Annotated in this window: 18 protein-coding genes and 1 other RNA gene; 17 read left to right on the top strand and 2 right to left on the bottom strand. The window is 37.8% G+C overall.

The features are described 5' to 3' along the window. Nucleotides 1-5 precede the first annotated feature (5 nt). The 5 genes from LKI_RS02105 (at nt 6) to LKI_RS02085 (ending at nt 2,936) form a co-directional block, all read left to right on the top strand. Nucleotides 6-407, top strand: coding sequence for a hypothetical protein (locus tag LKI_RS02105; protein WP_013102486.1), 402 nt, complete (start codon nt 6-8; stop codon nt 405-407). Then, nucleotides 394-693, top strand: a complete 300-nt coding sequence (locus LKI_RS02100; RefSeq protein ID WP_013102485.1) for a hypothetical protein — start codon at nt 394-396, stop codon at nt 691-693. The genes LKI_RS02105 and LKI_RS02100 overlap by 14 nt, the downstream gene beginning before the upstream one ends. A gap of 25 nt (nt 694-718) precedes the next feature. Then, nucleotides 719-1,810 carry a GH25 family lysozyme gene (locus tag LKI_RS02095; protein ID WP_013102484.1) on the top strand — a complete coding sequence of 364 codons (1,092 nt, stop codon included), beginning with the start codon at nt 719-721 and terminating at the stop codon, nt 1,808-1,810. Nucleotides 1,811-1,822: 12 nt separating this feature from the next. Next, nucleotides 1,823-2,128: a hypothetical protein gene (locus LKI_RS02090; protein WP_013102483.1), complete on the top strand. Its 306-nt coding sequence runs from the start codon at nt 1,823-1,825 to the stop codon at nt 2,126-2,128. 148 nt (nt 2,129-2,276) lie between these two features. Then, nucleotides 2,277-2,936, top strand: coding sequence for a DUF3800 domain-containing protein (locus LKI_RS02085; RefSeq protein WP_013102482.1), 660 nt, complete (start codon nt 2,277-2,279; stop codon nt 2,934-2,936). A gap of 179 nt (nt 2,937-3,115) precedes the next feature. On the opposite strand, the gene LKI_RS02080 is transcribed toward LKI_RS02085, so the two are convergent. Then, nucleotides 3,116-3,295, bottom strand: a complete 180-nt coding sequence (locus tag LKI_RS02080; RefSeq protein ID WP_013102481.1) for a hypothetical protein — start codon at nt 3,293-3,295, stop codon at nt 3,116-3,118. Nucleotides 3,296-3,656: 361 nt separating this feature from the next. Then, nucleotides 3,657-3,968 carry a helix-turn-helix domain-containing protein gene (locus LKI_RS02075; protein ID WP_013102480.1) on the bottom strand — a complete coding sequence of 104 codons (312 nt, stop codon included), beginning with the start codon at nt 3,966-3,968 and terminating at the stop codon, nt 3,657-3,659. A gap of 141 nt (nt 3,969-4,109) precedes the next feature. On the opposite strand from LKI_RS02075, the gene LKI_RS02070 reads away from it, so the two are divergent. The 12 genes from LKI_RS02070 (at nt 4,110) to LKI_RS02020 (ending at nt 14,971) form a co-directional block, all read left to right on the top strand. Continuing rightward, entirely contained in the window at nt 4,110-4,946 is an 837-nt protein-coding gene (locus LKI_RS02070) for a LysM peptidoglycan-binding domain-containing protein (RefSeq protein ID WP_013102479.1), read from the top strand. Between the two features lie 112 nt (nt 4,947-5,058). After that, complete coding sequence (locus LKI_RS02065; RefSeq protein WP_013102478.1) at nt 5,059-5,796, top strand: hypothetical protein; 738 nt, start codon at nt 5,059-5,061, stop codon at nt 5,794-5,796. Between the two features lie 42 nt (nt 5,797-5,838). Beyond that, nucleotides 5,839-6,252, top strand: coding sequence for a hypothetical protein (locus tag LKI_RS02060; RefSeq protein ID WP_242651979.1), 414 nt, complete (start codon nt 5,839-5,841; stop codon nt 6,250-6,252). A 129-nt stretch (nt 6,253-6,381) separates the two neighbouring features. Next, complete coding sequence (gene recU, locus LKI_RS02055) at nt 6,382-6,996, top strand: Holliday junction resolvase RecU (RefSeq protein WP_013102476.1); 615 nt, start codon at nt 6,382-6,384, stop codon at nt 6,994-6,996. A 23-nt stretch (nt 6,997-7,019) separates the two neighbouring features. After that, nucleotides 7,020-9,197, top strand: a complete 2,178-nt coding sequence (locus LKI_RS02050) for a transglycosylase domain-containing protein (RefSeq protein ID WP_013102475.1) — start codon at nt 7,020-7,022, stop codon at nt 9,195-9,197. A gap of 49 nt (nt 9,198-9,246) precedes the next feature. Beyond that, nucleotides 9,247-9,819: an SLOG family protein gene (locus tag LKI_RS02045; RefSeq protein ID WP_049762265.1), complete on the top strand. Its 573-nt coding sequence runs from the start codon at nt 9,247-9,249 to the stop codon at nt 9,817-9,819. Nucleotides 9,820-9,894: 75 nt separating this feature from the next. Then, nucleotides 9,895-10,287 (top strand): cell division regulator GpsB, encoded by a 393-nt coding sequence (gene gpsB / locus LKI_RS02040; protein WP_013102473.1) that lies wholly within the window; start codon nt 9,895-9,897, stop codon nt 10,285-10,287. Between the two features lie 36 nt (nt 10,288-10,323). Then, an RNA gene (rnpB, locus tag LKI_RS10720) (RNase P RNA component class B) lies at nt 10,324-10,698 on the top strand. 165 nt (nt 10,699-10,863) lie between these two features. Then, nucleotides 10,864-12,339 (top strand): ABC transporter substrate-binding protein/permease, encoded by a 1,476-nt coding sequence (locus LKI_RS02035; RefSeq protein WP_013102472.1) that lies wholly within the window; start codon nt 10,864-10,866, stop codon nt 12,337-12,339. Between the two features lie 304 nt (nt 12,340-12,643). Continuing rightward, nucleotides 12,644-13,129 carry a 5-(carboxyamino)imidazole ribonucleotide mutase gene (purE, locus tag LKI_RS02030; protein WP_013102471.1) on the top strand — a complete coding sequence of 162 codons (486 nt, stop codon included), beginning with the start codon at nt 12,644-12,646 and terminating at the stop codon, nt 13,127-13,129. After that, nucleotides 13,126-14,262, top strand: a complete 1,137-nt coding sequence (gene purK / locus LKI_RS02025; RefSeq protein WP_013102470.1) for a 5-(carboxyamino)imidazole ribonucleotide synthase — start codon at nt 13,126-13,128, stop codon at nt 14,260-14,262. The genes purE and purK overlap by 4 nt, the downstream gene beginning before the upstream one ends. Beyond that, nucleotides 14,228-14,971, top strand: coding sequence for a phosphoribosylaminoimidazolesuccinocarboxamide synthase (locus LKI_RS02020; protein ID WP_013102469.1), 744 nt, complete (start codon nt 14,228-14,230; stop codon nt 14,969-14,971). Before purK ends, LKI_RS02020 begins: the two co-directional genes overlap by 35 nt. Nucleotide 14,972: the final 1 nt, after the last annotated feature.

The following is a 14,972-nucleotide window of genomic DNA, read 5'->3' as shown; positions in this document are numbered from 1 at the left end:
ATTAAATGAAAAAACATTTTTGGAAAAATAGAAACTGGGTCACGGTAGCGGTTGAAGAAATCATCATTGGGGCTATTATCATGCTGCATTATCAGCAATTAGACGGTCGTTTACCGTGGGCGCTAGGTTTGTTGGATAACCCGATATTGGGACTTATTTACGTCTTGATTGGCTTTACCTTGCTAGTTAACTCATTGTGGGACTTTTATTGGTATCGCATACGTTTGGTGCTGATAGCGTTATCGGGGGGCATGTGGGCGTTACTAGCAGGTAGTTACATCATGAATATTGTCGTCACTGGTAATGTGACCATTGCACCATTCATATTTATTGTCATCACGATTAATGTGTTCCTGAGTGCTTGGGAGGAACCGCGGTACAAATTGAAAGGCGGTGATCGGTATTGAGTATTTAGCCCCAACACTAGCAGTTATTGGCACCATTGCCACTGGTTTCTTTGCGTGGCGTGGCAAAAAAGAAGATACTGTTAAAAATCACGATGACACGGTTAGTGAAATGTTCGCGACGCAAGGCGCATTGGTTAAAGAGCTGTCAAATCAGGTTTCTAATTTAAGCGGCGAAATTGAAGATTTACGCAATGATAACGGTAATTTGACACTGGAAAATAAGGCTTTGCGCGAGCAAGTCGAGAAATTGACCAGAAAAATTGATGAACTAATGAAGACAGCTTAGTTGTCTTTTTTTTTGAGGAGAAAAAATGAATAAACTAAAACGCACAGCGGTTGCCTTATTCGGAGCAGTTGCTTTTTTTGTTGCCGTTGCAACAGGTGCATCAGCCAATACGAACGGCATTGATGTCGCTAGTTACCAGGGAGACTCACAACAGTATTTCAGCTCATTTAAACAAGTTGGCGATCAATTTACCATTGTTAAGTTGGGCGGACGTGGCGGCGGTGAGGGTGCGCATTATGCTAACCCTAAAGCCTATAATCAGATCCAAAACGCTGATCGAGCAGGCATGCAAACCGCAGGCTATTTCTGGGGTGAATTTGGTGATTCAGTCAGTGAAGCCGCTTATCACGCGCAATTAGCCATTCAAGACGCGCGGAATGCAGGACTAGCTAAAGGGTCATATATTGCCTTAGACTACGAGGCAGGCGCAGGCTACAACAAGGCTAACAATACTACAGCTATTTTGACATTCATGGATGCCATTTACGCCGCGGGTTACAAGCCTATGTTCTACAGCTACACGTCATACGTGAACTCATATGTCGATTTGAGCCGTATCAACGCACGTTACCCTAATGCTTTGTGGTTAGCGTGGTATTTGACTACAGCACACCAAGCAACACCACCTATGCAATACTTCCCAAATTATTCAAACGTGAAGATTTGGCAGTATGCAGATAACCACTATGGTGTTGATGGTAATGTTATGGTCAACGGCAGCCTTGATAATGCTAAACCTGCTGAACAAGTAGCTGCTAAGCCTGCGCAATCAACAACGATACCAACTAAACCAGCTAAGACACAATATGCAACATTCAGTGGCGTGTATGTGGCTGATTACTGGACAACTTGGAATAACAAGATTTACGGCGTGAACAACGACATGGGCATTCCAGTCATCGATTACAACAACTACATGCCAATCAGCGCCTTTACGTTGACTGACCGTTATGGCCACAAATTGAGCAACCAAACAATTAAGGGTAATAATGGTCAAATGGAGTACTTCACTTTGGCTGGTAAGTACAAAGTGCTAAGTCAAACAGCTACAGCAGTTCAAGTTCAAATTGGCGGTGAACCTGTTTGGATGATGAAGAGTTTCGCAATAATCAAATAATAAGGGGAAATAATGACATTTAATATTGATTCAAACATTGCAATTCTAATCATCACTTGGTTGGTGGTTCAAGTTTTAAAGCCTACCAAAATAAACAATCATTTATTGCCACTCGTAGCGGTCATCATTGGCGCTTTGGTAGCGGTAGCGCTATCGCTATACACCAAAGATACCAAGCTAGTTCAAGATGTTGTACTTGGCGTATGGGCTGGGTTCGCATCAACCGGATTAAATGAGACAGCCACTAAATCTATTACTTCAATCATTGATGGATTTAGTAATGGATTTGGAAAGTCCGAAGAAAAGAAAACTGAATAACCACAAAAATGCCCAACTGGATAATTGATGTGAACCCAATAACTTTCTGAACAGATTTTTATTCTGTCCAAGTTATTGGGTTCACTTCATAATCTGGTTGGGTGTTTTTTTGTGATATAATGATTAAAAAAATAAAGTGAAAATAAAAATGTCGAAAAAATTTGTATATATTGATGAATCAGGCAATTTTGGGAGTGATGGGCGCTATTTCACAATTGCGGCCATTGAAGTAAGTGAATCCAACCATCAAAAATTAATTAGAAATATGAGAAGAATTACTGGTCAAGTAAAACGAAATTTTCCAAGCATTGCTACAAGTCTTGGCGAAGTAAAGGCAGCAAATAGTGACATAGTAATTAGAGAATACGTTATTCGTAAAATAGTAAATTCTTATTTTGTTGTTCGTTATATAACCGTTGACTTAACCAAAATTGACAGCAAGTTACTTGAAAATCAGAATATTTTGTATAATTATTTGGTCTCATACATAGTTAAACCAGTTATAAAACACTTAGGCGATGGTGATAGGTTAGAATTTTATATCGATGAAAGAAATCAAGCCGTGAAAAACGGATTTAACATTGATGAATATATAAAACACTTAGCTTGGTTTGAAATGAAAAAATACACATTAGGGATCGAGGTTAAATCTGTTAAATCACATAAATTCGAGGGAATTCAGGTTGCTGATTTCATTGCACACGCCATTCAATGTAAGTTCGAATACAATTATGAGCCTTTTCTTGATAAAATACGTCCAAGAATTGGCACAAGACAACATTTTCCCTATAAAGAATTTGGAAAATAGTATTGCGTGATTTAAATAAATTTGTTATTATAATGACATAAGGGTACATTAGCCAATACATGTCGGGATTAATATGTTTATATCTCAGCTGTTGTGCACAAGCCGGTGTATTGCAATACCCGTACATATTAAAGAAACGCCTACTCGGAAAAATCCTCGCAGGTGTTTTTATTTGCGTTCTATTCAAGTATTTCACTAGCCCAGTCATTTAATGCACGTTGTTGCTCGTTGTTTAAGTCAAGTGGCTCATTGTATTTCTGGTGCGCATCAATCAAGTAAATATCAATGCCGGTCCGTTTATGAATTGTCGTGGGTGGCATGATTCTTAAGATGGCTCGTATTGTTTTTTCGTTGTTCATATTATTTCCTTTCAACTAATGATACGAGATTGAATTAAAAAACACTTACAAGTTGCTAGTTATTTTGCATATAAAAGATACCTATAAATTGGGGACGTTCTGGGGACTTACTATTAATATCCAGTGGTATCTAATAGCTATAAAACCAGTAAATTCAATGCTTGCACAAGACATAGAACGAAACAATATCGGTATTTTAGTTGAATGGGAATAAAATTTAAATAATGTACAGATAGTGCTTTTCTTTTAGGCCATATTTGATGTGCTTCTATCAAAAAAGATTACGATAATGTGATATTATCGTAATCTTTTTTTGTGATATAAGTTAATTATTTGGTATCATTTTAAAGTTTTTTAGTTACTAATTTTCCTCAAGTATTCTGTTAGCCCGTTCGATTGTGGCAATAAATTGCAAAACACTATTCATCTGTTCACTCGTTAATCCACCCATTTTAAACGTTAAATTATCCGATAGGCTTAGTAGGTAATCAGAAGAAGTATTTAAAATTTCACAAATTTTAACTAGTGTTTCAAGTGACGGATATGATAGGCCTTGTTCATAGGCTGAAATAGTGCCTTTGCTTACCTCTAAACGTTTTGATAATTCTAATTGTGTCAGATTTTTAGATTTTCTTACTGCTTTAAGTTTTTCCCCGAAAAAGTCTGTCTGCATGTTAAATTCACCTTTCCTATTAGAATATCAGAGTCACATACCAGTATTGGGTGCATAAAGTAATAGTTAAATTGATACTTTCTGAAAAATGTGGTATTATAATTTTGTTATTAAACAAATAATTGAAAGCGGGGAATTGAAATGATGAATGAAAATCACAAGTGGAAATTAGTAAAGTTTGGTAAGTATCTTGTCAGTGTTGGTATGATGACATTGGTTGTTGGGAGTGGTGTTGTAATGGCGAGTGTAAGTACCAACACAGACTCTTCAAAGCAAAGTACAGCTAAAAAAGTCAATTGGCAAGCGAATTCCACAGAAACGGTTAAGCAAAATATTGCTAGTCAAAAGAAATCAAATGACTTAGACAATTACGAAGTGCAATGGGGTGATACATTAGGAACCATTTCAGTAGCTACTGGTATCAGTGTAAATGATTTGGCTTCACGTTATGGTATTCCCGATGCCAACAGTATCTTTGCAGGTGTTACCTTAGTGCATCAAAAAGAGTTCAATAGTCAAGTTGCTAACATCACGGCTGTGATATCTAGTAATCGAACTGCTGGCACCAAAGTAACAACAAGTACACCAGCAGTGACTGGTACAGAAACCACTGCATCAGGTACACCAGCAGTTAGTGGCACGGAAACTCCTGCCAGTGTACCAGCAGTTAGTGGCACGACAACCACTACATCAAGCACACCAGTAGTTAGTGACACACCAACCACTGCATCAAGCACGCCAGCAGTTGCTGGATCGACGACTACGCAGAATACACCAGCTATATCATCAAAAAACAATACATCAACTAATAATGGTTCAGCCGCATCAACTGATAAGGGTACAACAACACCTGCTACATCAACAGATAATTCAGGTGTTAAGCATGCCGAAGCTGGCTCACCTGAAAACCCTGTTGACCCTGATACAGGGACGCAAGCACCAAATGGTACTTACTTTGATAATGATGGTTGGAACTAATTAAGGTCACTAAATAGTAATATATCGTATTGGCGTGAGCCAGAAAGAATAGCTACCTAACATGGTAGCATTTTTTTGATTGACTATTATGGATGGAAGAGAGAAAAAATTTATGGTATCAGAAAATATGCCAGGAAAATGGCATTTGTATGAATTTGTAGATCTCCCAAATTTTGATCATTGGGATAAAGGTATCACAGCTAATCAGATTTATGCACAAAAAAAAGCAGAGATAGAGAACAAACAAAAAATATACAAATGGGTGAGTATTAGTTGTCTTATAGCTGGTATATGCTTTATGGCATTTGGCGGTTTGTTATTGCTAATTGCATCTTTTATGTTTAGAAAAAAAGGTGGTTTCAGTCAAAAACTGACTGTTGAATTAAACGCAGCTCATAATGATTTGATGTTAACTTGGTATGAACATACGGATATGTTTATTCAACCACTAGCAAAAAAATTGATGGTGGACCAGTGGAAAAGCTATAGAATTGGCAGAAGATGTTTGATTTATGGCAACCAAGGATGTGTTTATTTTGATGTGGATAAAGAATTGTTAGTTGCCTATCATAAAGATAATATCAAAGAAGTCAGTAGAGAACGTGTGCATACTGGGGCACAAACGAGTAGCACATCTAACTCCGTCGGTCTTGCAACTGCAGTAGGAAAATCTGGCCTATCCGTTGGTGGTGCTCAGACTGCTACACAAGCAAATACCACTGATTATTATGAATGGCATTTTGATATCTTAACTGATTTTATTTCTTATCCAAAAATCTCTTTGATATTGTCAGATTCTAAAAGTGTTGAAGACTTTATTGGACAAGCCTACGCTATTCTTAAACCTTAACATTGCTATGTTAAACAAGTTAAGTACCTTAGTATGATTATAATGAAATGGAATAAAATAATGAGTGCTTTAAAAATAAAAAACGCAAATGGTCAAATTAATAAAAATATAATAATTTCTGGTAGCGCGGTGTTGGTCGTGATTATTGGTCTTTGCATATTTTTTTCTCTTCCCAAACATTTGACAGGTGAATACTCACACACAACAAATTTGATATTGGTGTCATCAACTGATACTTTAAAATTCGATGGGGACAAGGTAATTGAATATTCTGACGGAGAAAAAACACATTCTGGCACATATACAATTTCTGGTAATGAATTAAAGATGACAATTGATTCGTACAATATGACAGCTAAATTATCAGATGATAAACAGTCTTTTGTTGTTGAGTCTGCTGATGGATTAGCAAGCCTGACAGAGGGATTTAAATACACTAAAAGTGATAAAAAATAATGTTTAAGTAGACTAATTGAACAGTTGTAATATTGATATCATGCAGGAGATGGTAAATTAAAATTTACCATCTTTTGTTTTATGGTAAAATAGTAAGTATATAGTTTAAAAATAAGGATCAGGATCTTAATGGCAATCAATTATCCTATTGGAACACATCATACAGCAGACGTTAAAAACACGATACGTACCGGTAAAACAACGAAAAAAGCTTTGATGTTTGGTAAACGCGGTATGGGACTTGAAGAAGAGATCAATTTAGCCAATGATTATTATTTAGCGAATCATTTAGCCGTTATTCACAAAAAGCCCACGCCAATCACAATTGTGAAAGTTGATTATCCAGCGCGGTCTGCAGCAAAAGTTACTGAGGCCTACTTCAAACAGGCGTCTACCACAGACTACAACGGTGTTTACCAAGGGCATTATATTGATTTTGATGCAAAAGAAACCAAGAATAAAACATCTTTTCCATTGAAAAATTTTCATGAACATCAAATCGTTCATTTAGGCAGTATTTTGGCTCAAAATGGTATCGGTTTTGTGATTATTAAATTTACAACTTTAAATGAAACGTATGTTTATCCAGCCCAGCACTTAATTGCACAGTGGCAAAAATTAAAAGGAAAACAGTCAATTTCTTACCAAGATATTGTGCGTGACAGCTACGTTGTGCCGAACAGCTTAAATCCAAGTTTGGATTATTTAAAAGCAGTTGACCGATACTTTGAACATTTAAACTGACAATTAGGAGTACTCCAGCAATTATGGCAAATGAGAATCAATGGTCACGTGTTAATCGTAACCAAAATATGTATGACAATCATCCAGCAACTGAGCCCCCACGAACGCCACGTCCAGGAAATTCTGATGGCCCTAAAAAACCGAGAAAGCCAAAAAAGAAACGACGATGGTTTCTGATCATATTTCTATGGTTACTTGTGTTAGGTGTGATAGGTGCTTTGGCTGGAACTGCGGTGTTTATCACGTATGCAAACGATGCCCCAAATATTACAGAATCTAATTTAGCCTCCGAACCGTCAAGTGCTATTTATGACTCACAGGGTCAATCAATTTGGAAGTTATCAACCGTTGAGCGTGATTATGCCAATTCTAATGAGATTCCAAAAGCGTTAAAACAGGCTGTTGTTGCGACTGAAGATCGACGTTTTTATAAACATAACGGTGTTGACCCGATTCGTATTGCGGGGGCAGCATTGGCCAATGTTCGTGGTTCTTCTTTGGGCATGCAAGGTGGTTCAACTTTGACTCAGCAATTGGTTAAGTTATCTGTGTTTAGTACGTCAACTGCTGATCAAACAATTAAACGGAAAGCACAAGAAGCTTGGCTGGCAATGCGTGTTGAGAAAAATTTTTCAAAAGACGAAATATTAACTTTTTATATGAATAAAGTCTATATGGGACATGGTGTTTCTGGTATGAAAACTGCGTCCGAGTATTTTTATGGCAAACCGTTAACAGAATTATCTTTGGATCAAATTGCATTATTAGCAGGTATGCCACAGTCGCCGACTAATTATGATCCTTATTTGAAAGATAATTCAAGAGCTAAAGAACGGCGTGATACTGTTTTGAATGCAATGGTTAAATACGGCGCGGTGACTCAAAAACAAGCTAACGAGGCGATTAATAAGCCAGTGTCTGATGGACTACAAGACTTAACATCTAAAGCAGAGCTAGCTAATAACAACCGTAAGGTGGCGGATGCTTATGTTCAGTCAACGTTAAAGGAAGCAGAGGCATTAGGCTATGATACAACTAAAGCTGGTTTGAAAATTTATACAAACATGGATTCAAAGTTACAGCAATCTATGTATGACAATGCTAATGGTAATACTGTTGCATTTCCTTCAGAAGACGCTCAAATTGGTGCCACAATGACAGACCCAAATACGGGACGTGTCGTAGCTCAAGTAGGTGGGCGTAATATGCCAATTTTGCAGGGCACTAATCATGCAACGTTAACAGGTAGGTCGGGTGGATCATCTGTTAAGCCACTTTTGGATTACGGTCCAGCGATTGAATATCTAAATTGGCCCACTAATCGCACCGTTGAAGATAAGCAGTATAAGTATCCTGGTACTAGTACAACTGTTTATAACTGGGATCGAAAAGATATGGGAAATATTACAATGAGAAGTGCTTTAACGCAATCACGTAATATTCCGGCTGCTCGAACTTTAGAAGAAGTCGGCGGTGCAAATGCAGAGAAATTTGTGAACGGATTGGGTGTGCCAACAAAAGAGACACCTGGTGGTTCAGCGGCTATTGGTATTGATGTGTCTACCGAAGAAGAGGCTGGTGCTTTTGGGGCTATTGCCAATGGTGGGACTTATTATAAACCGACTTATATTAGTAAAATTGTAACTGCTGATGGCACAACACATAATTATAACGTTACTGGAAAACGTGCAATGAAGACAAGTACAGCATTCATGTTAACTGATATGATGAAAGGTGTTATTAAACCAAATGCCACGGCGGCTGATGCGGCTATTGCCGGTTTGCATCAAGCAGGTAAGTCAGGCTTAGTTGGTTACGGCGATGAAGAAAATATGCCAAACCAAGCGATTAAAGATGCATGGTTTACAGGGTATACAAAGTCGTATGCTTTGTCAGTTTGGACTGGTTATGATTGGCCTAACAAGGATTATATTCCATGGAATTACCAAGATTTGCCAGCACAATTTTATCAAAGAGTGATGTCATATGCTATGCAAAATAAGCCAAATACTGATTGGGCAGCACCTGATACGGTGACGCCACGTGTGAAGGGCAATATTGTTGAATATGAAGTTAAAGGTGAAAAATGGAGTAATGGCGGGTTACCAGCAGTGAATTCGTTGCCACAATCTGGAGAAACACCGGCAGAGGCTGGTATTTCTGGATCTGCTGCTGTTGGCGCCACGACTGGAAACAATTAATATTTCAAAAGTCTTGCGAGAGCAAGGCTTTTATTGTAGAGGTGAAGAGATGCTAAGACTCTGGGTTACCGGTTATCGAAGTTATGAGATGGGGACGTTTGGTGATAAAGATCCCAAAATAGTTGTGATTAAATATGCTTTAAAACGTGTACTAAGAGAACAAATTGATAATGGCCTTGAGTGGATAATTACTGGTGGTCAACTGGGTATTGAGCAATGGACGGTTGAAGTTGTCATCGAATTAAAAGCGGAATTTCCGAGTTTGAAAGTAGCTATCATGCTGCCGTTTCAAGCATTTGGTAGTCAGTGGCAAGCTAACAGTCAAGCCAAGCTAAAAGAATTATTGGCTAAAAGTGATTTTGCAGAAAGTGTCTCGAATGCACCTTATCAGGGTCCACATCAACTACAAAGTTATCAAAAGTTTATGTTAACACACACTGACGGTGCGTTGCTTGTTTATGATACGGCATTTGAAGGTAAGACAGTATATGACTACCGGGTGATACAGAAGCAACAAGCCATTATGCCCTATCCTTTGACATTAATTGATATGGATCGCTTGCAGGAGTATGCAACTGAATATGAAGAGATACAGGCTGAAAAACATAATTTTTATGAATAAAGCGTAATGCCCTTGTATTTGTATAGAATTATTGGTAATATAGAATAAGTAAAAAAATAAATGAGGTGTGAACTTGTGGAACAAGTAAAATACACGCAAAAAGATATTTTAGAACGCGTTTTTAAGCAGAAGCGAATGGGCGTTGGTTATGATCCGGCTGATGTCGACAGCTTTTTGGATGATATTATCAAGGACTATGGCGCTTATGCGGGTCGTGTTGATCAATTGCAGAATGAAGTGGCGCGTCTACAAGGTGCTTTGAAGTCATCACAAGAACAGCTAGTTGCATTGCAGAAGCAGCCAAAGCCGATAGCTGTGGCTGCCGATCCTATTGTTGAGGTACCTGAAGAGCCAGTTGTGGTAGCAGCACCAAAGCCTGTTCAAACAGTTACTAATTTAGATTTAATCAAACGTGTAGCTAATTTGGAACGTGCTGTATTTGGACATGATGCTTCAAATAATGCATAAGTAACATAAAAGCACGCTAATATATTTTATTTTGTAAGTATCGGGTAATTGCGCGTCATATTTCTGACGTGAGGAAGGTCCATGCTCGCACAACCTGTGATGGTTGTAGTGTTTGTGCTGGGATAAAGAATAAACCCAGGGACAGAAATGTCACGGCGGTCGAACAGGCTAAGGTGTTACGCGCTATGTCTTAATAGACTCGAAGGTGCCATAGAAACGTATGCGTTAGTGAAAGCTAGCGTTTGAGACGAGGTAAACCCCACAAGCGGGCAACCCAAACTTTTGGTAGGGGCGGCTAATCTAGCGAATTGAAGCGATGGTTGGTATAGTTTGATAAAACAAACTTAGATAGATGATTACCGAAGGTAATATGTACCTGCATATTACTGGAACAAAACATGGCCTACAGATACTTACAACAGGTGACGTCACGATGTGGCGTTTTTTTATGAAGATTTATACATTTATTGCTGGAATATACAGTAAAATAATGGATATTATCACGACGTTGTTGCATAAAAATTCATATTAAGTTATGATTAATTACGTGATTTAGGATAGAGGAGAATAACCAATATGAAACATAAAATGATGAAAAATATTGCTACATTAGTTATGAGTATTATACTACTTGTGCCTTTGCTCGTATCGCTAGCACCTCAAGTGAGTGCAGCGGAATCAGACCCAGCTTATACTAAAATTAAAGAGCGTGGTGTACTAGTAGTTGGTTTATCAGCTGATTATGCTCCCTTTGAATTTCATGCAACTGTGAATGGTCGTGATCAAATTGTTGGTTTTGAAGTATCCATGGCTAAACAGATTGCTAAGGATTTGGGTGTCAAATTACAAATTAAAGAAATGGGATTCGATGGCCTTGTTGGTGCGGTGCAAACTGGCAAGATTGACGTGATTATTTCAGGTATTAACGCAACACCTGAACGTGAAAAAGTGGTTGATTTCTCAAAATCTTATTTGTCACCCAAGCAGACTGTTTTAATTTTAAAAAAGAATGCCACATCGTTTACCCAAGATGTTAAGTCTTTTTCTAATAAAAAAGTTGGCGCACAACGTCAAACGACACAAGAAACATTCGTGCAAAATAATATGCCTGACTCTAAGCTTGTCAGTTTGCAAAAGGTACCAGACCTTGTATCGCAATTGTCAGCAGGAAAAATTTCCGGTGTTGTACTAAATGATCCGATTTCTAAAGCTTATGCACAGCAGAATAAAGCGTTGCAGGTTATTTATCCTAAGCCAAATGAAGGTGAAGGTGCCGTGTCTGTTGCGATGCCTAAAAACTCACCAGTGTTGAAATCAAAAATTAATCATGCTATTGATGATATTGTATCATCTGGGAAACTAAAAGCTTATCAAAAAGAAGCAAATACATTGATGTTTGCAAAACAATCATTCTGGGCAAAGTATGGTAATTTATTTATCAAAGGGACATTAATTACATTGGCATTGGCTGCAATTGCAGTTGTTGTTGGTGTCGTTCTTGGCACATTGTTAGCTTTGTTCAAACTATCTCCAAATTTTATACTTAAAGCAGTTGGTAATATATACGTCGAATATATTCGTGGCACACCGCTTTTGGTACAAGCATTTATGGTATTTTTTGGTACTCAAGTTATTGGTCTGAATTTATCGGCATTTGCTGCTGGTGCTTTAGCTATGGGATTGAACTCTGCTGCTTATGTTGCTGAAATTATTCGCTCAGGGATTAACTCAGTGAATTATGGTCAGACAGAAGCAGCACGATCACTTGGATTGTCTAAAGGAAAAGCAATGCGGTATATTATTTTACCTCAGGCAGTTAAAAATATTTTACCAGCATTGGGGAATGAGTTTGTGACGATTATTAAAGAAGGGTCGGTTGTTTCAGTTATTGGTGTTGGGGAGTTGATGTTCCAAACTGGTGTTGTTCAAGGTGCTAGTTTTAAGCCGTTCTTTCCGTTATTAATTACATCGTTTATCTATTTTGTTTTGACGTTTGGCATTAGTCGTGCATTGGGTTATGCAGAAAAACGTATGGCCCGAACAAGTCGTTAAAAAACAATACGTAAAAAATATAGTGAACCTCTAATTTGGATTTTTTCCAAATTAGAGGTTTTTTTCAGTAAAAACGAATATTAAGTTTTTACTGAAATGAAAACGCTTCAAATCCAAACGTTCGGAGCTTAATTGAAAATAAGTTAAAATGTTCGTAAATAACGAACATTTATTTTATTTGTGTGAATATTCTTATTTAAAAACGAAGTATTTAAGTTTAAAATCTGTTAAATTTAAATTGTAAACGAACAAATGCTAAATGTTACTTTGTTTTTGTGATATAAGGCGAACAATGGAGGAGATTATGTCGCAAGTTTCTGTTGTCATGGGGTCAACAAGTGATTGGGAAACCATGAAAAAAACGACGGTGTTATTAGATGAATTGGGAATAACATATGAAAAGCATATTATTTCGGCTCATAGAATGCCTGATCAGTTACAAAGTTTTGGACAATCAGCTGCTAAAAATGCGCTACAAGTTATTATTGCAGGCGCTGGTGGTGCTGCACACTTACCAGGAATGATTGCTGCAAATACAACAATACCAGTGATTGGTGTGCCAATGCAATCGCATGCCCTAAATGGCTTAGATTCACTACTATCCATCGTTCAAATGCCAGCAGGTGTTCCTGTGGCAACTGTTGCAATAGGCGATGCAGGTGCAAAAAATGCCGCCATCTTAGCTGCACAAATTATCGCGCTACGTGATGAAAAAATTTTGGATAATCTGATTGCATTTCGTAAACAACAAACACAAAAATCAATTGATAGTGAGGCTGACTTATTATGACAAATGTTGTATTACCGCCTGCAACGATTGGTATTATTGGTGGCGGACAGTTAGGTCAAATGATGGCACTTTCTGCTAAGTCAATGGGTTATAAAGTTGGCATCTTGGACCCGACGGCTGATTCACCAGCTGGGCAAGTATCAGATTTTCAAATTGTGGCGAACTATGATGATCAAGTTGCGCTAAAGGAACTATCTTCGCACAGTGATATTTTAACGTATGAGTTTGAAAATGTTGATGTGACTGCATTATCACAACAAACAACAGATGTGCCACAAGGTACGAAACTACTTGAAATCACAAGTAACCGTTTAACGGAAAAAGCATTTATTCGTGATGTTGCTAAAGTACCAGTGACACAATTTATGGCTATTGAATCGTTGGATGATTTTAAATCGGCTATTCAACGAATAACTTTGCCAGCAATACTCAAAACGGTGAGTGGTGGTTATGATGGTCACGGACAGTGGCCCGTAGAAAGTGAATCAGATATTGCGCAATTAAAGGCTGATTTTCCAAACGTGCCTTTGATTTTGGAACAACGTGTGGCATTTAAAAAAGAATTGAGTATTATGGTGACACGCGATGTGGGAAATCATGTATCATTATGGCCTATTGCTGAAAATGTGCATGTCAATCATATTTTAAAAACGAGTTTTGCGCCAGCAAAAATAAGTGAGGTTGAGGCCGAAAAAATTCGTCATATTGCAACCCGCATTGCTGACAGTTTGAACTTACGGGGCGTTTTAGGCATTGAACTATTTGTTAGTGAAGATCACATATGGGTTAACGAATTAGCTCCACGGCCGCATAATTCAGGTCATTATACTATTGAAGGGACTAATATATCTCAATTTGAAGGTCATATTCGCAGTATTATGGGCCTACCATTACCAGAAATTGTATCTGAAAAACCAGCATTGATGCTCAATTTATTGGGCAATGAGCTCCAACAAGCCCGAGAAGATCTTGTAAATCATCCTGAATGGCATTTCCATGACTATGGAAAGTCAGTGATGAAACACAATCGAAAAATGGGTCATATTACTGTTCTTGGTGAAGAAAATATTAAAAAATTATATGAATGGAGCCAAATACATGGTCAACGTGACGTATCAAAACCAGAACATTAAACAAGAAAGTTTAAAGTACACTGGAAAAGCAAAAACAGTTTACACAACAAATGATCCAGATATATTGTGGGTGCATTATTTAGACCAAGCTACTGCGTTAAACGGTAAAGTCAAAGAAACAATTACTGGGAAAGGTGCTTTAAATAGTGAAATTAGTCATTTATTGTTTGATTATCTCACAAGGAAAGGCATTGAAAATCATTATCTTAAAAAAATTTCAGCGACTGATGAACTTGTGACTGCTTTGGATATTATACCAATTGAAGTGGTCAGCAGAAATTATGCATCAGGGCACTTTGTGAGTAAGTATGCGGTGACACCAATGACAAAATTAGAGCCACTTGTGCAAGAGTTTTATTTTAAATCAGATGCTTTGGATGACCCGTTTATAAATGATTCACAAATTTTGGCTTTAAATCTTGCCACTAGTGAAGAATTAGCACAATTGCGTCGGGTTTCACAGGACGTTAACCAATTATTACACGCTTTATTTGAACAAATAGGGATTGGCTTAGTTGATTTTAAGCTGGAATTTGGTAGAACGGCCACCGGTGACCTACGCCTGGCTGATGAATTGTCACCAGATAATATGCGATTGATAGACACACTATCTGGTAAATCATTAGACAAAGATATTTTTCGACAACACAGTGGGGATGTCACAGTGGGTTATCGTGATGTACTTAATCGATTGCAACAGGTTATCTAAG

This window comes from Leuconostoc kimchii IMSNU 11154, assembly GCF_000092505.1.
In the GTDB taxonomy this organism is placed as follows: Bacteria; Bacillota; Bacilli; order Lactobacillales; family Lactobacillaceae; genus Leuconostoc; species Leuconostoc kimchii.
The sequence above is the reverse complement of the archived record's forward strand: the minus strand, read 5'-3'. Positions and strand labels throughout refer to the sequence as shown.